The organism is Pseudoalteromonas sp. Z1A2, assembly GCF_011378755.1.
Taxonomy (GTDB): Bacteria; Pseudomonadota; Gammaproteobacteria; order Enterobacterales; family Alteromonadaceae; genus Pseudoalteromonas; species Pseudoalteromonas distincta.
Genome location: NZ_WTKX01000006.1, coordinates 43,131 through 62,389, shown reverse-complemented (window position 1 = coordinate 62,389; position 19,259 = coordinate 43,131). Strand labels below are relative to the sequence as shown.

The 19,259-nt window shown below is 37.8% G+C and carries 17 protein-coding genes and 2 tRNA genes; 11 read left to right on the top strand and 8 right to left on the bottom strand.

Annotation, left to right across the window (positions count from 1 at the left end):
* Positions 1-346: 346 nt before the first annotated feature.
* Complete coding sequence (locus GQR47_RS06540; RefSeq protein ID WP_007375888.1) at positions 347-1,873, bottom strand: fumarate hydratase; 1,527 nt, start codon at positions 1,871-1,873, stop codon at positions 347-349.
* Positions 1,874-2,028: 155 nt separating this feature from the next.
* Between GQR47_RS06540 and pabB the strand changes: the two genes are divergently transcribed.
* The 3 genes from pabB (at position 2,029) to GQR47_RS06525 (ending at position 5,447) form a co-directional block, all read left to right on the top strand.
* On the top strand, positions 2,029-3,387 hold the full coding sequence (gene pabB / locus GQR47_RS06535) for an aminodeoxychorismate synthase component I (RefSeq protein WP_024594771.1): 1,359 nt from the start codon (positions 2,029-2,031) through the stop codon (positions 3,385-3,387).
* 6 nt (positions 3,388-3,393) lie between these two features.
* The gene (locus GQR47_RS06530; protein WP_024594770.1) at positions 3,394-3,969 is read left to right on the top strand and encodes a CoA pyrophosphatase; all 576 of its coding nucleotides are present in this window, start codon (positions 3,394-3,396) and stop codon (positions 3,967-3,969) included.
* Positions 3,970-4,070: 101 nt separating this feature from the next.
* Entirely contained in the window at positions 4,071-5,447 is a 1,377-nt protein-coding gene (locus tag GQR47_RS06525) for an L-serine ammonia-lyase (RefSeq protein WP_024603668.1), read from the top strand.
* A gap of 76 nt (positions 5,448-5,523) precedes the next feature.
* Here the strand turns inward: GQR47_RS06525 and cysB are convergent, their stop codons facing one another.
* A complete protein-coding gene (gene cysB / locus GQR47_RS06520) occupies positions 5,524-6,501 on the bottom strand; it encodes an HTH-type transcriptional regulator CysB (protein WP_002961670.1) in 978 nt (325 codons plus the stop codon).
* Positions 6,502-6,825: 324 nt separating this feature from the next.
* On the opposite strand from cysB, the gene GQR47_RS06515 reads away from it, so the two are divergent.
* A complete protein-coding gene (locus GQR47_RS06515) occupies positions 6,826-7,584 on the top strand; it encodes a hypothetical protein (RefSeq protein ID WP_024594743.1) in 759 nt (252 codons plus the stop codon).
* A 73-nt stretch (positions 7,585-7,657) separates the two neighbouring features.
* Here the strand turns inward: GQR47_RS06515 and GQR47_RS06510 are convergent, their stop codons facing one another.
* On the bottom strand, positions 7,658-8,950 hold the full coding sequence (locus GQR47_RS06510) for an NCS2 family permease (protein ID WP_165723657.1): 1,293 nt from the start codon (positions 8,948-8,950) through the stop codon (positions 7,658-7,660).
* Between the two features lie 118 nt (positions 8,951-9,068).
* Between GQR47_RS06510 and GQR47_RS06505 the strand changes: the two genes are divergently transcribed.
* The 3 genes from GQR47_RS06505 to GQR47_RS06495 all read left to right on the top strand — a co-directional run bounded on the left by GQR47_RS06505 (position 9,069) and on the right by GQR47_RS06495 (position 10,784).
* Positions 9,069-9,533 carry an SEL1-like repeat protein gene (locus GQR47_RS06505; RefSeq protein WP_154903941.1) on the top strand — a complete coding sequence of 155 codons (465 nt, stop codon included), beginning with the start codon at positions 9,069-9,071 and terminating at the stop codon, positions 9,531-9,533.
* Between the two features lie 298 nt (positions 9,534-9,831).
* Complete coding sequence (locus GQR47_RS06500; protein ID WP_002961428.1) at positions 9,832-10,266, top strand: SulA-like leucine-rich domain-containing protein; 435 nt, start codon at positions 9,832-9,834, stop codon at positions 10,264-10,266.
* Positions 10,267-10,304: 38 nt separating this feature from the next.
* The gene (locus tag GQR47_RS06495; protein ID WP_024595938.1) at positions 10,305-10,784 is read left to right on the top strand and encodes a YchJ family protein; all 480 of its coding nucleotides are present in this window, start codon (positions 10,305-10,307) and stop codon (positions 10,782-10,784) included.
* Between the two features lie 74 nt (positions 10,785-10,858).
* Here the strand turns inward: GQR47_RS06495 and GQR47_RS06490 are convergent, their stop codons facing one another.
* From GQR47_RS06490 to GQR47_RS06480, 3 genes are all read right to left on the bottom strand, one after another.
* Complete coding sequence (locus GQR47_RS06490) at positions 10,859-11,776, bottom strand: diguanylate cyclase (RefSeq protein WP_024595939.1); 918 nt, start codon at positions 11,774-11,776, stop codon at positions 10,859-10,861.
* Between the two features lie 193 nt (positions 11,777-11,969).
* Entirely contained in the window at positions 11,970-12,272 is a 303-nt protein-coding gene (locus GQR47_RS06485) for a DUF6172 family protein (RefSeq protein WP_002961433.1), read from the bottom strand.
* A 179-nt stretch (positions 12,273-12,451) separates the two neighbouring features.
* Positions 12,452-12,979, bottom strand: coding sequence for a VC2046/SO_2500 family protein (locus tag GQR47_RS06480; protein ID WP_024595940.1), 528 nt, complete (start codon positions 12,977-12,979; stop codon positions 12,452-12,454).
* Positions 12,980-13,091: 112 nt separating this feature from the next.
* On the opposite strand from GQR47_RS06480, the gene GQR47_RS06475 reads away from it, so the two are divergent.
* Both GQR47_RS06475 and GQR47_RS06470 read left to right on the top strand, forming a co-directional pair.
* Positions 13,092-13,176 (top strand) — tRNA-Tyr (locus tag GQR47_RS06475).
* Between the two features lie 49 nt (positions 13,177-13,225).
* Positions 13,226-13,310: transfer RNA gene (locus GQR47_RS06470), tRNA-Tyr, on the top strand.
* A gap of 167 nt (positions 13,311-13,477) precedes the next feature.
* Here GQR47_RS06470 and GQR47_RS06465 read toward each other — a convergent pair.
* The gene (locus GQR47_RS06465) at positions 13,478-14,176 is read right to left on the bottom strand and encodes a SprT family zinc-dependent metalloprotease (RefSeq protein ID WP_029753235.1); all 699 of its coding nucleotides are present in this window, start codon (positions 14,174-14,176) and stop codon (positions 13,478-13,480) included.
* A gap of 316 nt (positions 14,177-14,492) precedes the next feature.
* Here GQR47_RS06465 and GQR47_RS06460 point away from each other — a divergent pair, with 316 nt between their 5' ends.
* Together GQR47_RS06460 and GQR47_RS06455 are read left to right on the top strand one after the other, a co-directional pair.
* Positions 14,493-17,825: an MHYT domain-containing protein gene (locus GQR47_RS06460; RefSeq protein ID WP_154903438.1), complete on the top strand. Its 3,333-nt coding sequence runs from the start codon at positions 14,493-14,495 to the stop codon at positions 17,823-17,825.
* Between the two features lie 3 nt (positions 17,826-17,828).
* The gene (locus GQR47_RS06455) at positions 17,829-18,821 is read left to right on the top strand and encodes a two-component system response regulator (protein WP_024594722.1); all 993 of its coding nucleotides are present in this window, start codon (positions 17,829-17,831) and stop codon (positions 18,819-18,821) included.
* Here the strand turns inward: GQR47_RS06455 and GQR47_RS06450 are convergent.
* On the bottom strand, positions 18,818-19,258 hold the full coding sequence (locus GQR47_RS06450) for a VOC family protein (protein WP_024594723.1): 441 nt from the start codon (positions 19,256-19,258) through the stop codon (positions 18,818-18,820). The genes GQR47_RS06455 and GQR47_RS06450 overlap by 4 nt on opposite strands.
* Between the last annotated feature and the right edge of the window lies 1 nt (position 19,259).

The window sequence follows — 19,259 nt, the reverse complement described above, 5'->3', positions numbered from 1 at the left end:
CCATACTCACAGATGATAAAACCAATGAAAACATTAAACTTAAATTAAATAACCTAATTAAAACTTTTATACAGATAAAAAATTCACAAAACCATCATTTGTAAGTTTTAATTACTATGAATATAAGAATCTCACTAACTTACGTTTACGTACACGTAACACAGCGATTGCATGTAAAGTTTAATATACAAGTGCTACTTGCCCGACACGTACTGCTGCCTATAGGTTTTCAGTAAAAAGTGAGCTTTTTCGCAAACTGGTCAGAGCTGTAAACTTACTAATAACCCTATTTAAAAAAACAAAAAAGCGAGCACTAGGCTCGCTTTTTAAAAACACAAAACGTACGTTATTTTAGCTTGCTATCAAGCTCTTCAATTTTAGCTTTCCAGATAGCAGGGCCTTGTGTATGCGCATTGGCGCCTTCACTGTCTACTGCAACAGTCACTGGCATATCTTCTACTTCAAATTCGTAAATAGCTTCCATACCTAAATCTTCAAAAGCTACAACACGCGCTTTTTTAATCGCTTTAGATACTAAGTAAGCTGCGCCGCCTACAGCCATCAAATAAACAGATTTATGCTCTTTAATAGACTCAACAGTCGCAGGGCCACGTTCAGCTTTACCAATCATGCCTACAATGCCTGTTTTTTCTAGCATCATATCGGTAAATTTATCCATGCGAGTGGCTGTTGTGGGGCCAGCAGGACCTACTGCTTCATCGCGTACCGCATCCACAGGGCCTACGTAATAAATAAATTTATTATCAAAGTCTACGCCCTCAGGTAAACCTTCACCTGAGTTGATCATATCTTGCAAACGTTTATGCGCTGCATCACGACCTGTTAAAATAGTACCCGAAAGTAAAACGGTTTCACCCATTTTCCATTCTTGAACATCTTTTTTAGTCAGTGTATTTAAATCAACACGACGTGTGCCTTCGCCCACTTCAAATGTTACTTGTGGCCAATCTTCTAGTTTAGGTGCTTTTAAATTAGCAGGGCCAGAACCGTCAAGCGTAAAATGTACATGGCGAGTTGCCGCACAATTTGGGATCATTACTACAGGTTTTGAAGCTGCATGCGTTGGTGCTGTTTTAATTTTAACATCAACAACCGTTGTTAAACCGCCTAAACCTTGTGCGCCAATACCTAATTTATTAGCACGGTCAAAAATTTCTAAACGCAGTTTTTCTTCAGTTGTCTCTGCGCCGCGTTCCATTAATTCATGGATATCAACCGGATCCATTAACGACTCTTTAGCCATTACTGCTGCTTTTTCAGCCGTACCACCAATACCTATACCTAGCATGCCTGGCGGACACCAACCAGCACCCATTGTTGGTAGTGTTTTTTCTACCCATGCAGCAACATCATCTGACGGGTTTAACATAACCATTTTACTTTTGTTTTCAGAGCCACCGCCTTTAGCCGCAACCATTACTTCTACTTTTCCACCCGCTACTAAATCAATATGCACAACCGAAGGCGTATTATCTTTAGTATTTTTACGCGTACCAGCAGGGTCTGCAACAATAGATGCACGTAAAGGGTTATCTGGATTCAAATATGCACGACGAGTACCTTCATCAACCATTTGTTGAACGGTTAAATCTGTTTTATCCCACTTAACATCCATACCTACTTTAACAAAACAGGTAATAATACCGGTGTCTTGGCAAAGTGGACGCTTGCCTTCAGCCGACATGCGTGAGTTAATTAAAATTTGTGCAATGGCGTCTTTAGCCGCTTTACTTTGTTCTTTGTTGTACGCTTTTTCGAGTGCTTGAACAAAATCAAGTGGGTGATAGAACGAAATATATTGCAATGCATCTTCAATGCTATCAATAAAGTCTTGCTGACAAATTGTACTCATAGTGGTTCCTTAAGTTACCGTTACGCGTTGTCGCGTAATCTAAATCAAACCGGTGACGGTGGTTTGCACTGTTTTTTGCAGCTTAGTGCTGCCAAAAAATTTGACTTATGATACCCTCCCAGCCCGTTTCGAGCCAGTTCTTAAAGGGGCAGTAAATGCTAAACAATAAAAAAAATTGTATTAAATTAGGCATAACACAAAACTGCATTGACGTTTTTGCGCATTTTTCACATTTGCCTTATGCAATTCTATTAGATTCTGCAAATAGTAATCATATAAACAGCCGTTTTGATATTGTTGCTATTGAGCCGCAAAGTACCCTTGAAGTAAAAAATAATAAAAGCTTTTTAAATAATATAGAAAGTAGTGATAACTGCTTTGAAATTATGAATAATGAGCTTTCGCATCTTGCTAAAACAAAAGCCGATTACGATTTACCCTTTAACGGCGGCTGGCTTGGCTACTTTGGCTACGACTTAGGGCGTACAATTGAAAACATCCCCACTCGTGCTATTGAAGATATTAATCTTCCCCAAATGGCTATTGGCCTTTACTTAGATGCCCTTATTTACGACAAGCAGCAACAAAGCTGGTTTTATGTATCGCAGCCAAACACCGATCGATTAGCGCTTTATGAGCAATACTTAAATACACACGCTAACTCCCAAGTTAATACGCAGTCCTTTGCCCTAAACAGCGACTGGCAATCAAATATGAGCGAAACGGAATACGCTGCAAAGTTTGCCCAAATTGAGGAGTATCTAAAAAGTGGCGATTGTTACCAAATTAATTTAGCGCAGCGCTTTAACGCTCAGTTTGAAGGCTCCCCTTGGGCGGCTTATATTAAACTGCGTGAGGCAAATAAAGCGCCATTTTCGAGCTTTATAAATCACCCTCAAGGGGCAATTTTATCAATTTCCCCTGAGCGCTTTATATCTGTAAATAATAACGTTGTAGAAACCAAACCTATTAAAGGCACTCTGCCGCGAAAAGCGGATGCGCTGGAGGATCAACGCCAAGCCCAAATACTCGCAGCATCAGCTAAAGATCGCGCTGAAAATGTCATGATTGTTGATTTACTGCGTAACGACTTAGGCAAAGTGGCAAAACCTGGCAGCGTCCACGTCCCTTCCCTTTTTGCTATTGAAAGCTTTCCGGCAGTGCATCATTTAGTAAGCACGGTAACCTCAGAACTTGATGAAGGCAAAACAGCGGTCGATCAGTTAAAAGCGGCTTTTCCGGGTGGCTCAATCACCGGTGCGCCCAAAATTAGAGCGATGGAAATAATTGAAGAACTAGAACCACATCGCCGCAGCATTTATTGTGGTTCAATTGGTTATTTAAGTGCATGTGGAAATATGGATACGAGTATCACTATTCGTACCTTGGTGTGCCACAAAGCGCAAATTTACTGCTGGGCAGGTGGCGGAATAGTAGCTGATTCTAAAGTCGAATTGGAATATCAAGAAACTTACGATAAAGTAAATAAAATCCTCCCTTTATTAAAACAGTAGGTCGCTTTGAATAGTGAACACATTATGGCGCGGTTTCTGTTAAGCCCTACAGCTGCGCCAAACCAGTTAAAAGACACGCGTAAAAAACGTGCTAGCGCTGTTATGCTGCCAATTATTGATATAGATAATCATGCACATATTTTACTGTGTAAACGCCCTACTTATTTACACCATCACCCTGGGGAGATTTGTTTGCCCGGAGGTAAGTTTGAAGTAAGCGACATTACCCTTCGCACCACAGCCCTTCGCGAACTAAAAGAAGAGCTAAATATTGCCCAAAGCAACGTTAATGTATTAGGTCATTTACCTGAGTATTCAACATTAACGGGTTTTAGTATTAGCCCCTATGTGGGTTTACTTAATAAAGGCACCACCTGGGAAAATGACTATAATGAAGTACAAGCGAGCTTTTTACTCTCGGTCACTGAGTTAAATAACGAAGCTAATTGGCAACCCTTACCTTTTCAACGATTTGGGAAAACGGTTATTTTGCAAGGTTTTAAAACGCCACATGGTTTACTTTGGGGTGCGACTGCAAGCATTATAAAAAACTTTACAAAACAACTCGCCTTACCAGTTTAAATCTTCGTTATTAGTAGTTACACAATCACAATTCCACGTTATCATGCTCGACCGTTCAAAGAGCAGCTTCGTGCTGATAAAACAAAGTAGAGACACACATTATGATCAGTGCATTTGATATGTTTAGCATTGGTATTGGCCCTTCGTCATCACACACCGTTGGCCCAATGCGCGCATCACGCTTATTTGTTAATGACCTACAAGAACAACAATTATTAGCAAATGTTACCGATATTAAAGTAGAGCTTTATGGCTCTTTGGGACAAACAGGTGTTGGCCATGGATCGGGTAAAGCCGTAATTCTTGGTTTAGCCGGTTATGACCCTGAAACTATAGATGCCGATTTAGTCGACGACATTTTAGCGACCATCGAAAAAGATCAGGTTATTTATCTAAACAAAACACACAAAGCTAAGTTTCCAAAACAAGGCGCTATTGTTTTTCATCGTCGCAAAACGCTGCCTAAGCACTCTAATGCAATGGAAATTATCGCCTCAAACAACGGCGAAAAAGTTTACAGCAAAGTATATTACTCTATTGGCGGTGGCTTTATTGTTACTGATGAAGAGTTTGAAAACGAAAAACAAGCAGCCCTTGATATTAGAGAAGAAAACCCAGCTCCTTTCCCTTTCAGTAGCGCAAAAGAGCTACTAGAGATGTGTAAAGAGTCAGGGCTTAGTGTTTCAAGCTTAATGATGAAGAACGAAAAAACACTACGCACTGAAGATGAAATAAAAGACACGCTGTTTCATATCTGGAAAGTAATGATGGCCTGTATTGACCGTGGTATGCGTACCGAAGGTATCCTACCTGGCGGCTTAAAAGTAAAGCGCCGAGCGCCTAGCTTATACTTAAAACTAAATATAGAGGTCAGTAACGACCCACTTCGTGCAATGGACTGGGTTGATTTATTTGCCCTTGCCGTAAACGAAGAAAATGCGGCAGGTGGCCGTGTAGTTACCGCACCAACTAATGGTGCTGCGGGTATTTTACCGGCTGTGCTTATGTACTATCACACATTTGTGAAAGAAGTAGACCGCGATATAGCCACACGTTATTTATTAACGGCTGCTGCTATTGGTATTTTATATAAAAAGAATGCCTCTATATCGGGTGCTGAAGTAGGTTGCCAAGGTGAAGTTGGCGTTGCGTGCTCTATGGCTGCAGGCGCATTAACAGAAATTGTTGGTGGCAATGTTGTGCAAGTAGAGAACGCAGCAGAAATTGGTATGGAACATAATTTAGGCCTCACGTGCGACCCTGTTGGTGGCTTAGTACAAGTACCGTGTATTGAACGTAATGCAATGGGCGCGATTAAAGCAATTAATGCCTCACGTTTAGCTATTCGTGGCAGTGGCGAGCAAAAGGTATCACTTGATAAAGTGATTAAAACCATGCTTGAAACCGGCAACGACATGAAAACCAAATACAAAGAAACCGCTCGCGGTGGATTAGCAGTTAATATTATCGAATGTTAATCAGCTCGCTATAAAGAGAAAAAGCTGTCTATTTTAAAATAGACAGCTTTTTTATTGTTCGTTCAATGCAATCACCTTATTTAACGGGTAACTCTATATCTGCAAATAACTTATCTACGTCATCTTGGTTACGTAACAAGCTTGCTCGCTCTACGCGCTCTTTAGTTAAGTGCGGTGCAAAACGTTCAATAAAATCATACATATAGGTACGTAAAAAGCTGCCCTTTCTAAAACCAATTTTGGTCGTGCTTGCTTCAAATAAGTGGCTTGCATCAATACACACTAAATCGGTATCGCTCACTTGATCTATCGCCATTGAAGCGACAACACCAACTCCTAAACCCAGTCGTACGTATGTTTTTATAACATCAGCATCGGTTGCAGTAAATACAATGTGTGGTTCAAGCCCGTGTGCGCTAAACGCTTTATCTAACTCTGAGCGGCCCGTAAAACCAAATACATATGTAATGAGTGGATATTGGGCAATGTCAGCAACAGTTAAACTATTTGCCTTTTTAGCGAGAGGATGGTCTTTAGCAACAACAATACTGCGGTTCCAATGGTAGCAAGGCAGCATAACTAAATCTGAATACAAATGCAGTGCTTCTGTTGCAATAGCAAAGTCGGCATCACCGCGTGCTGCAGCATCCGATATTTGCTGTGGAGTACCTTGGTGCATATGAAGCGATACCGCAGGGTATTTTTTCATAAACCCTTGAATAACGTTAGGCAAAGCATAACGGGCTTGGGTATGTGTTGTGGCAATATTTAACTTACCTTGATCAGGTAGCGTATGCTCATTAGCAACGGCTTTAATACCTTCTACTTTGGAGAGTATTTCACGAGAAATATTAATTATATCTTCGCCAGCACCGGTTACATGCGTTAAATGTTTACCACTGCGACCAAAAATTTGTACACCCAACTCATCTTCTAACATGCGTACTTGTTTAGAAATTCCTGGCTGCGAGGTAAATAAACTCTCAGCAGTCGCTGAAACATTTAATTTATGATTTTGTACTTCTACGATGTATCTGAGTTGTTGTAATTTCATGGCTGCAAATTTTAACGTTATTATTCATATTATTTATAAAGGCAATACCGCTTAAAACCAAGTGTTATTTGCGTAAAATATCACTTTAGGTCTTTAGGTGTGCAATTATCTGATTAGAGCTCAAGGCTAGCATAATAAATATGCTTCAGGTAGCGATGTTTATTCAGCTTTAGTTTATAAGCCCTTAGGATGACTACGGTTTATAAAGAGCTCAACCTATCAATTTTTTGGTGTATTTTTTAAGTTAATCGGCGCAAAGCTACCCTGTTAACGTATATTTAATGTAAGATTAAATAATTAGGTTATATATCCGAGAATTACACCATGATCGTTTCTATTATAATAGTGCTTATAGTTGCATTGATTGTGATTGCACTTTGGGTAAGTGCTGTACAACAACACAAAGAAAAACAAGAAGCGGAACGCCGCAAAGAGCTAACAAAACAAAAAGCTATAATAGAAGAAACAGAAGAAGCACTAATGAATAGTGCCAATATACCTCTTTCTGAAAATATAATCCGTGTATTGCAACGCCGTATTTACGAAGCATTAAACACGATGGTTACTAGTTCGCCAACATCCAAAGCACTCAAAAGCCGCTTAGGTGAGGCTAAAACGCACCTCACCAATGCAGTTCTAGACAACAGCAGTGAAGCCCTAACGCTACCGAGTAATGACAAGCAGCTTGTTGGCCTAATTCAAGGTATTAAAAAATTACGCTCAATTTTACGCTCTGAACATAATAAAGGTCGTATTGATAGCCAAGTTTTTGTTTTAGAAGATAAACGTCTTGAAAAACTACAACTGCGTATTAATATCGAAAGCCAAATAAAACGTGGCTTATCTGCCCGCTCAGCGAGTATGGTTGGCTCTGCAAGGCAGTATTTTGAAAAAGCACAGGCAACGCTCAATGCAGTTACATACACCGATGAATATGTAACAACAAAACGCCAAGAAGTTGAAGGTTACTTAGAAGCAATTAGTGTTGAACTTAGAGCTTCTAATGCAAGCGCACTTAAAAAGAAAACAGAAGAAGAGCAAGACGACTTAGATATATTGTTTGCTCCTAAAAAGAAATGGTAATTCTTTTATAAAAGTATTAAAAAAGCCTGCACAAATTAAATTTATGCAGGCTTTTTTGTCTATTTGTTAGTCATTAAGACAAAAATGCAAACTTGAAAACAAACAAGGCTGTCAATATCCAAACACTAATACTGATTTGATCTTGCTTACCACACAATACTTTTACCGCTGTATAAGATATAAAGCCAAGTGCAATACCGTGCGCAATCGAAAACGTTAATGGTGTCATTAGTAATACTACAGTAACAGGAATTGCATCGGTCATATCATCCCAATTTACAAACTTTAAATTTTGTAGCATCAGTACAGCGACATATAAAATAGCACCTGCCGTAGCATAAGCCGGTACCATTTGTGCAAGCGGTGCAAAAAACATCATTAGTAAAAAGCAAATACCTACAACTACAGCCGTTAAGCCAGTACGTCCGCCAACAGAAACACCAGCAACCGATTCTATATACGATGTAGTCGTAGACGTGCCTAGCATCGCACCTGCAATTGTTGCTGAGCTGTCAGCACTTAGTGCGCGTCCTAAACGAGGCATGTTACCTTTTTCATCAGCTAAACCAGCTTTTTGAGTGACCGCAACTAATGTACCCGAAGTATCAAAAAGATCGACAAACAAGAATGCAAAAATAACACTCATCATTGATATATCAAAAGCGGCGGCAAAATCTAATTGCATAAAAGTAGGCATTATTGATGGTGGCATAGCCATAACACCGTGAGATTCAACTAGCCCTAAACTTAGTGCAATGCCAGTCACTAATAAAATACTAATAAGTACACCGCTTTTAAAATCGCGGTATAAAAGCGCTGCAATTACAAAAAAGCTTAATATAGCTAATAATGGGCCTGGGGAAGTAATGTCGCCCAATTGCACTAATGTTGCTGGGCTTGAGACAATAATACCTGCATTTTTAAGGGCAATTAAGGCTAAAAAAGCACCTATACCTGTTGCGATAGCTCGCTTGAGCACCAGAGGTATGGCATTAATAATCCATTCTCTGACTTTAAATAAGCTTAAAAATAAAAATATACAACCCGACATAAAAACAGCCCCTAATGCGGCTTGCCAGGTATAACCCATTCCTAATACGACGCCATACGTAAAAAAGGCATTTAGTCCCATGCCAGGCGCTAATGCTAATGGATAATTAGCCCACAAACCCATTATAAAACAGCCTATCGCAGCTGCTATACAGGTAGCTACAAATGCAGCCCCTTGGTCCATCCCTGCCTCAGCAAGCATAGCCGGGTTTACAAATACAATGTATACCATAGTGATAAAGGTAGTTAGGCCAGCAACGCATTCGCGTTTAACTGTTGAGTTATTTTCGCTGAGTTTAAATAAGGCTTCAAACATAATAAACTTGTGATAGTAAAAAGTGACGAGATTTTAACATAAAAATTATCTTTTACAGGACATTTTACCTTGCTATATACTAAACTGTTAAAGTAGTTAAAATAATAAATGAACCAATATGCTTAAAACAACACCTTGTGAGCAAGACTTAGAGCAACAGCTAGACAACATTTTAGGTTTTGTTACTCAACCAGAAAGCAGCCCCGCGCCCATTGATAATAAAAAAGATGAGCAAAGTACTATTAATAAAGCCCTATATTATTTAAAAAATAATCAAGCTCCATTGGCTGTAAAATGGATGCGCCTTGCTGCAATGGCAGGAAACCATAGAGCCCAGTTTTATTTAGGTTTATTTTTTGTAAAAGGTGAAGGCGTGCCACAAAGTGTATTTCATGCTGTAGCGTGGTTGAGCTTAGCGAGTAGCCAAGGATACGCACCTGCCACTGCAGCGGTTACAGATATACGCAAACATATCGAAACTAAGCGATTTAAAGATGCTCAATGTTATGCAGCAAGTTTGTACGAACAAATTCACCAACTCCAGTTTTCTCATATGATCCCTCGCACGAGTGAAGACACATAAACCAACTAAGTTATAAGTACTGTATACAGTGTTGAAAAATACTGTATATAGTTACAAAGATACTCCTACACAGTATAAAACCCACAAATTAAAACATTACTCAAAAATTTATTTTTGAAATACCCCCTCAAAAACAAGCCTATAACAAGTTGATTAATAAATAATTATAGATTTAAAAATAAAAAACAATGATCAAAGGCTGAATAACTGTACAAATAAATAGCATAAAATGCTTGCACGAAAGCACTGTATAAACTACTGTATAGGAATACTGTATAAAAACCCAGTGAGTGAAATTATGTTACAGCCTATTACCGTAAGAACAGTTAAAAGTTACCAACAAGACGAGCAAAGCGATTGCGTAAATTTGATCCAAATTGAAGATGAAATTTCAGCGACCTTTGAGCTTTTAAAAGTATTACACCAATACAATAGCTCTAATGCATGGACGTTACTAATTGCGCCAGATCATGTACCGAGCAAAGCTTTACTTGACTCATGCTCTATTGATACAAGCAAATTACTTGTTATTAGACAGAAGCACCTAGTAAATTTAGAGTATGTATTAAATTCTGCGTTACATAATGGAAACTTTGCAGCGGTAATTACCTGGACCGATATAGTTAATAACCAACTACTTACAAATCTATCGTTCGATTTAAGTAAAACGAATACAAAACTATACTGTTTTACTAAAAACGCTCAAACAACAGAGATACCACTCGCTCAATAAGCTTGTTAAACTAATGTTTTAGATTCTGTATTATTATTATGACTTCACTCAATACCACATTATGTTTTTGCAGCAGTGGGCACAATTATGCCGATTGCTGCGAGCCGCTTCACTTATCTGTAAAGCAAGCTGACACTCCTGAACAACTTATGCGCTCACGATTCAGTGCTTATGTTATTAAAAATGCAAAATATGTTTATCAAACCTACGCAAAAGAAAAACAAGCTGAAAACCCGGTTAAAGAAATCAATGATTTTGCTAACAGCTGTCGATTTATAAATCTTGATTTAATTGACTCAAGCCATGATGGCGATACTGGAACTGTAGAATTTAAAGCCCAATATTTTTATCAAAACTTATTTTGTGAGCTTCACGAAAAGTCGCAGTTTATTAAAGAAAACACTCAATGGCGTTATTTAGATGGCACTATATATCCTGTTGAAGATATTAAAGTAGGCAGAAATGATAACTGCCCATGCGGTAGCAATAAAAAGTACAAAAAATGTCATAGCATGTAATAAATAATCTTATTTAATATTTATCACCTAAAAGGTGTTTTTAAGTGGCAGAGTGATTTATTAGCTAATTAAACTTAAAAACACACTTTGTTACGCCCTTGCATTTTAGACTCATACATTTTTTCATCTGCGATCTGCAACGTGTTTTTGTTATTTACGTATGGTTGTAGGGTTGCACCGCCAATACTAATAGTCACAAAATCATATTCTGAATATTTGTGTAATATTTCTAAATCGGCCACATTCTGTTTAATTTTATCAGCAACACAAATTGCACCTTCAGTGCTTGTATGCGGTAGAACAACTACAAACTCTTCGCCGCCATAACGCGCAACAAAATCGGTTGGCCTTTGCAAACTATTAGTAATAGTTTGTGCTACTAGGTTTAACACCGTATCCCCCTGCACATGACCATAGATATCATTGTATTGCTTAAAATAATCTATATCGATGAGTAATAATGCATAGTCAACTTTTTCTCGTAAGGCGCTTCGTTCCATTTTAGAAAAATGTGCATCAAAATAACGGCGATTGAATACTTTAGTTAAATCATCTAAAAATACTTTTTGATTGAGTAAGTCGTGTTGTAATTTTAACGTTATATGGGCACGAACCCTTCTAAATAGTGTTTCTTTTATAATCGGCTTTTTAATAAAATCAACAGCTCCGGCTTCCCAACACTCTTCTTCTTCGTTTTCAAAGGATGTAACAAAAATAACTGGGATATCCTGTGTTTCAGTATTATTTTTTAATTTTAAACATGTATCAATACCACTCATTCCACCCATACTAATATCGAGTAGGACTATATCGGGTACATTTACATTACAAATTTCAATTGCTTCTTCACCACTTCCAGCTGTTGTCACATTAAAATGCTCAGATAATATTTTTTTCAATACGATTAAGCTTAATAACTGATCGTCAACTATAAGTACTTTAGAATTCTTTAAACTTAGTTTTAATTGATGGTCAGAGTAATTTATTGGCATAGTAAAAATGTTTTGTTTTTTTAATTAAAAACAGCCTATAGCATCACATTTTGTTATGCAAATGTTAATTAACAGGGGTTCTACTTATTGGTTACTAATAAAAATGCTTTTTAGTAAATCTTTATTGCATAAAAACAAAAAATGAGCCACTTGGGCTCATTTTATAACTTTGAATACTTAATTTAGTTAAGTATTATTCGTCATCATCTAAATCTAATTGCTGACGTTGAGCAGGTCGAGCTAAAATCTCTACGTAGAAAGAGGTCAAACCTTGCTTTTCAATTTCGCCAATTTGGTTACTTAATTCAGCAACGTGCACAACTTGCGCATCTTCAGCTGTGTTACCAAACTTACAGTCAAATGCCCAATAGTCAGCATCTTCAGGTAGCGTTTTATTACGCTCTCTTTTCAAATATTTTTTCACTTCGTGCTTTGCAGCATCAACCATACGAGGGTATTTGATTTTCTCGTGATTTAGCGTGAATGTTTTCTTCATTACGTTCCTAATTACCTTGGTTTAATGATAATGGCATTTCATGTCATACCATTTGACGCCATTATAGCAATTGCATTTAATTTTTGGATGCTTTTTTTTCATTAAATCAATTATTAGCAAATATATAAAGCAGACCCGTTATAAAGCATATATTAACTGATGATTATTACAATCATATATCACACCGCAATAAGCTGAAGTGGTTGATGTATTGCATCATTATTAAGGCTGTCGTAAAAAGCAGCTGCATCTATAGGAGGATTAGCAAGTTGTGTTTGTTCGCTTTTAATTCTTCTTCTGACAGCAAGCTCACAGTTATCTATTATATTAAGTGGAATATGCTTATCATCATTTCTAATCGCAAGTGGTTCAGGCTTTAAGCACTGTCTTAACTTAATACTTGTCATACCGCAGCGCTCTCCTTCTTGAGATATTAATGATGCATTAAACTGTCCAACCAACATATTGTATTCATCAGGGGCTAAAAGTTGCTTTGGACCTGCGCCTAATTGCTTTCTTAATGCCTCTTCTTCTATAACTAAATTATCTATTTCAGTTTTTGGTAAATGAAATTGGCTAAAGTCAAGTGCGTCATGTGACAGCATCGCTAATAATAGAGAAAATTCGCCACGGCGATTTTCATGCACACTATTATTGAGCCTACTGTTTAACTGACTCTCTGTGATTAACAAATCATCTATTTGCATAGTCTTTAGTCGATTGTGGTAACTGATAGATATTTATCGGCTTTATTTCAATTTTCTTTAGCTTTTTTCTTTACTTAAATACGCAATTTGCTATTATCAGCGCCGTTGCATTGGAGGGGTTCCCGAGCGGCCAAAGGGATCAGACTGTAAATCTGACGGCTCAGCCTTCGCTGGTTCGAATCCAGCTCCCTCCACCACTTTTCTTACCGCTAAGTTAAGTGGGGCCAAATGCAATAAAATTAGTGTGGAGGGGTTCCCGAGCGGCCAAAGGGATCAGACTGTAAATCTGACGGCTCAGCCTTCGCTGGTTCGAATCCAGCTCCCTCCACCACTTCTCTACTATTCCTATATTCCTATATTCCTATATTCCTATATTCCTATATTCCTATATTCCTATATTCCTATATTCCTATATTCCTATATTCCTATATTCCTATATTCCTATATTCCTATATTCCTATATTCCTATATTCCTATATTCCTATATTCAGGTTAACTTCAAAATACCCATTGTAAACTCATGCTATTTTTCTTTAGCCATGTTGATGATGCTTTATAATTAGGAAAAAAACGCTCAACGTGTTGCCAAAAAGCTTTACTGTGGTTTAAGTGACGTAAATGCGCTAACTCGTGGACAATCACATAATCAATAGCATGATAAGGCGCTCCAATTAAATGCAAATTAAATGTTAGCTCTCGCTTACTATTACAACTTCCCCACTTACGCTTATAAATAGCTACTTTTAGACTCGTAGGTAATTCTTCACCCATTTGTGCGCAGAAGTACGCTAAACGCATTTCTATATATGCAGTTAGTTGCTCTTTTAAATATTCTTCAAGAAGTTGCTGATATTTTTGCGAAGTATTTTTAACGCGTGAAGAGTGCGTAATAAGCAAGCTGTCGTTACAGCTTATTACTTCGGACTTATTACCTTGCTTAAATTCTATATTTACAATGCTATCAAAAATTAAAATTTGTTTGTCTTTGAGCGGGTTCTGTCTGCTATCAGCAATATTGTGCTGTTTAGTTAATTGATCATTTACCCACACCTGCTTATCAAAAAGCCATTCTTGAATGTGTTTATTACTAACAAACTGAGGGGCATATACAGTCACCTTCTTGTTATGTACTTTAATGGCAACCGTTTTACGTTTTATACTTTTCTTTAACTGATATTCAAACACTTTCATACTCATTAATGATATTGCTACGAGAAAATTCACCAGCAATTAATAAAACCAAATAAAGTGTACTTTTCGCTTAGTTAAGCCAATTCATTAGTTTTCTTAAGGTTGCTCGATAGAAACTTAAATATGACCATATAAATCGAACTTAGCCCCGTTAAAGGCAATACATTAGAATAAAAAACACCAACTAAAAAACTAATCCCTGATAAATAAAAGAAAACGAAAAGTAATAAATTCGTTATTTTATTCACTTCATTGAATTAACGGTTTATTTATTAATTAATTAGATTAAACTTGATAAATAAAGATTATATTTTGAGCCATTATGTTATCAGCTTTTTTTATCACAGACCAAGATCCTAGCTTAATCATTAATGGCGTTTACGATCCTCTATTAGTTTCAATGTCATTGCTAATTGCTATTTTTGCAGCCTTTTTCACCATTCGACTTATAGATCTCGCAAAAGCAACTCAATTTCCCAGCTACCAACGTTTAGCAAATGTGACCGCTGCTACTGTTTTTTCGGCTGGTATTTGGAGTATGCACTTTATTGGTATGCTTGCCTTTTCACTGTGTACTAATATTGATTATGATCCAACAATCACTCTCCTTTCTTTTATACCAGCATTTATAGCATGTCAGTACGCTGTATCAATGCTAGTAAATAGTAAAGGGAATCTAAAAGTATTGTCGATTTGCTCTGTGTTACTAGGAGCCGGCATTGGCACTATGCATTATAGCGGCATGGCTGCAATGGATCTTGCTCCTTTACTTAGATATGATCCATTGATTTTTGCGTTATCAATCATTGTTGCTGTAGCCCTCTCCTTTATAGCCCTTTACAGTCGCTTTAATCTTGAGCGTTTTTTACCCTCTTTATCACCTCTTCAAAATAACTCAATTAGCGCTGTTATTTTAGGGTGTGCTGTTGCTGGTATGCACTACATGGGTATGGCCGCTACACGTTTTGTAGCTACATCGCCACTAATCTATGATGACGCTAATGCAACCGCAGGACTAACTTTTATCGCCATTGCAGTCGCCACAGCAACTATCGCGATTACAAGCGTGGTTGGTGTAATAAATGGTATGGTTCGCTATCGCATGCTACTTGAGGAGAAGTCGGCAAAAGAATCCCGTCTAAATGCTATTTTAGGCACCGCTATAGATGGCATTGTTACCATTGACCATACTGGTATTATTTTAAGTTTTAATGAAGCTGCAAGTAAAATTTTTGGCTGGCAAGAAAACCAAGTTCAAGGCAAAAACGTAAAAATGCTGATGGACGATAACATTGCCAAGCACCACGACGAATACCTCTTAAACGCTCACAATGTTGATCTAGGTAAAATAATAGGCATAAACCGTGATGTATATGCAAAACACATGAACGGACATGTTTTTCCTATTCGCTTAGGTATAGGCGAAGTAAATCAGCCGGGCCATAACCCTTTATATGTTGGCTTTATTACCGACTTGACCGAACAACGCGCTTTGCAACAAAGTTTAGAAGAGAAAGAACAAAAATACCGCTCTCTTATCGATAACATGCCCGGAGTAGCGTTTAGATGCAAGTTTGATGACAACTGGACTATTTTATTTATTAGTCCAAATATAATTGAGCTTACAGGGTATAACCCAAACGAGTTTACAGAGCATTGTATCGAGTTTAATGACTTGGTCTTGAAATCAGACCAAAAACAAATAGTTGATGAAGTCACTAAAGCTGTTGATGCAAAGTCTCAATATTCTATTGAATACCGAATTAGACATAGAAATGGCAAAATTTTGTGGTTGTTAGATAAAGGGAGTATCGACTTTGATGCTCAAGGCAACCCAAAGTGGATTGATGGTGTTTTAGTCGATATTACTGAACGCAAAGAATATGAAGAAAAACTTGAGCAAGCTAAATTTAAAGCTGAAGAAGCTGCTCATGCAAAGCAATCTTTTATGGCTAATATGAGCCATGAAATACGCACCCCAATGAATTCTATAATAGGTTTTAGCGATCTATTAATGGACACCCCACTTGATCAAGAACAACAAAAGCACTTGGTTACCGTAAATAATGCAGCGCGTTCATTGCTAAGATTGTTAAATGAAATTCTCGATTCTGCAAAACTAGAACGCGGTAAGCTCACCATTGAGCCAGTCCACTTTAGCTTAAAACCAGTGATAGACAGTATTATTTCTACTTTTTGGCTAGAAGCTAAAAAGAAAGATTTAGAACTTAAACTCCATATTAAAGAATCAGTAAGTTCTACGTACTACGGCGACCCAGATCGACTCAGACAAGTACTCACTAATCTAATTGGTAACGCGATTAAGTTCACCGAAGAAGGCTCTGTTACGGTCACCGTTGGCATGACACAAAATCAGCATCTGTTTTTTGAAGTGCAAGATACCGGAATTGGTATTGCAAAAGATCGTATTCAAGCTGTATTTCAACCTTTTGAACAAGCCGATGGCACTACTACTCGCCGCTTTGGTGGTACAGGCCTTGGTACAACCATAAGTAAACAACTTGTAGAGCTTATGGGCGGAACAATAAACTTAGTAAGTGAGCTAGGTAAAGGCACCTGTTTTTACTTTTCATTGCCGCTTACTTTAGGTGACGAATCTAAAATAGATTATTTTGATGGTCTACACACCCAACTGCCTGCACTTAGAGTGCTAGTAGTTGATGATATAGAGCAAAATACAGAACTACTGTCTTTGCTTCTGTCATGCGATCAGCATTCAGTTACCAAAGCGTCAAACGGACTTGAAGCGATTAAAGTATTTGAAGAACAAGACTTTGATGTCATCTTAATGGATATACATATGCCCTTGTGTGATGGCATACAAGCAGCACAAAAAATAAGAGCAATAGAAAACCAAAGGCAGCTTAAGTACACGCCAATTATCGCGCTCACAGCAAGCGTATTACAGCAAGATAAGCTTACGGCTAAAAAAGCAGGCATGAATGGCTTTGCCAATAAACCCGTCGATATAAATCAGCTTAACCAAGAAATAGCGCAAGTGCTGGGGCTTGGTATTGCAAAAGAAATGGTTATATCGCAAAGCGATCCTAAAGCGCAGCATATAGATTTTGAAAAAGGATTAGCACTTTGGGGTTCTAAGTGTAAGCAACTTACAGAGATTACTAAGTTTGTTAGTGATAGTGATAAGCGGTTTGAGAGATTATTTAATGATAAATTATCAAACATAAAAGATGTCGATAGCCTCATTCACACACTCAAAGGTGTTGCTGGTAACTTAGGGCTAACAACGTTAATGAAGTTATTAACCGATTTAGAGCACAAGCAAAGTGATGCTAAAGTTATTAGTCTTTTAGACGATATCAAAAACGAACTACTTATTATAACGCAACTGCTGTCATCAAATACTTGCGATGAGCCAAATAGCAAGCCTGAAGATGATAGCTCCGACACTCTATCAATAGATGAGATTAAGCAATTGTGTGAAACACTTCATCAAGATGCGCAAAACGCAGAATTAAATGATGAACTACTCGCAAAGTTGCAACGCGGCGCACCTTCTACCTTTCAAAATGAAGTTGATGATATAGCCGAAGCCTTTGATGAATTTGATTTTGATAAAGTACACGTAATACTAGAAACCTTAATTGAAAAACTAACAAACAATGAGTATTAATTAATGGATTTTACGACAGATAGGCCACGGGTATTAATTGTTGACGATGAGCCTGCAAATCTAAAAGTAATGCGCGAAGTGTTAGGTAATCAATATCGTATGTCGTTTGCTAAATCTGGTGATGCCGCACTAGCACTACTTGAAAAAGAACTACCAAAGCTAATTTTGCTCGACATAATGATGCCAGATATGAATGGCTTTGAAGTGTGCCAAATAGTTAAGAGAAATCCTAAAACATCACACATCCCAATTATTTTTGTAACTGCGCTTGGCGATGAAAGCGATGAATACAAAGGTTTTGAGTTAGGCGCAGTAGATTATATTACTAAACCAATAAGCCCTGCCATTGTAAGAGCAAGGGTTAATACTCACTTGTCGCTAGTACAAGCAGAGCAATTAAAGCAAGCTCATTTAGATTTAGTAGAACGTCTAGGCCGTGCAGCGGAATATAAAGACACCGACACGGGTGAACATATAGTGCGTATGAGCCAATACAGTAAAGTATTAGCGTTAGCACTAGGTATGGATGAACAACGAGCAGAACTTTTACGTCAAGCTGCCCCAATGCACGATGTAGGAAAAATAGGTATTCCTGACGCTATCCTACTCAAACCTGGAAACTTAACCTCTGAAGAGTTTGATCATATGAAAGAACACGCCACCATTGGCGCGCAAATTTTAGCAAACTCATCATCTCCTTTACTACAACTTGCGCATACACTTGCAATTGAACACCACGAAAAATGGGATGGCTCAGGCTATCCTAACGGGATCAAAGGCGAAGAAATATCAGTTGAAGGTAGAATTGTTGCTATAGCTGACGTATTTGATGCACTTACCTCAAAACGCCCTTACAAAGAGGCTTGGAGCGTAGAGAAAACAGTTTTGCATATGCAAGAGCAAGCAGGAACTCATTTCGATCCCGCTCTAATCGAGCTATTAGTAAAAAACTTAGACGATATTATTGCTATAAAAAATGCAAATCAAGAAAGCTAATTCTTTTTAGCACTGTGAGAGCCAAGCTCAACATTTGGGTAATAAGATTTTATATAACGATAGTCATGTGACGTAATTTCATGGCTATTGCCACTTTCATCTTTAAAGTACATAGAAAACGTTACACCATGATCTGCTAAAACTACTTTTATATTTAAACTCTCAAGATGAATACGCCATTGAATAAATTGATCCCCTGAGGCCAAAAATGCAATCCCTTTACTGCGCCCCTCTCCTTCAAACAATGCTAAACGAGAGGTTGAACAAGCATCCTCAAGCGTTAAAGGGCCTCGCCCATGCTCATTCCAAAAGGCAAGCTCTGGCACTACGCTAAAACCTAAAACCCGTTCATACCACTTAACGGCATTAGCTAAGTTATCAACATTTAAATGGCAATGATCAATGCCAGATAATTTCGGTATGCTTGTATTATTCACA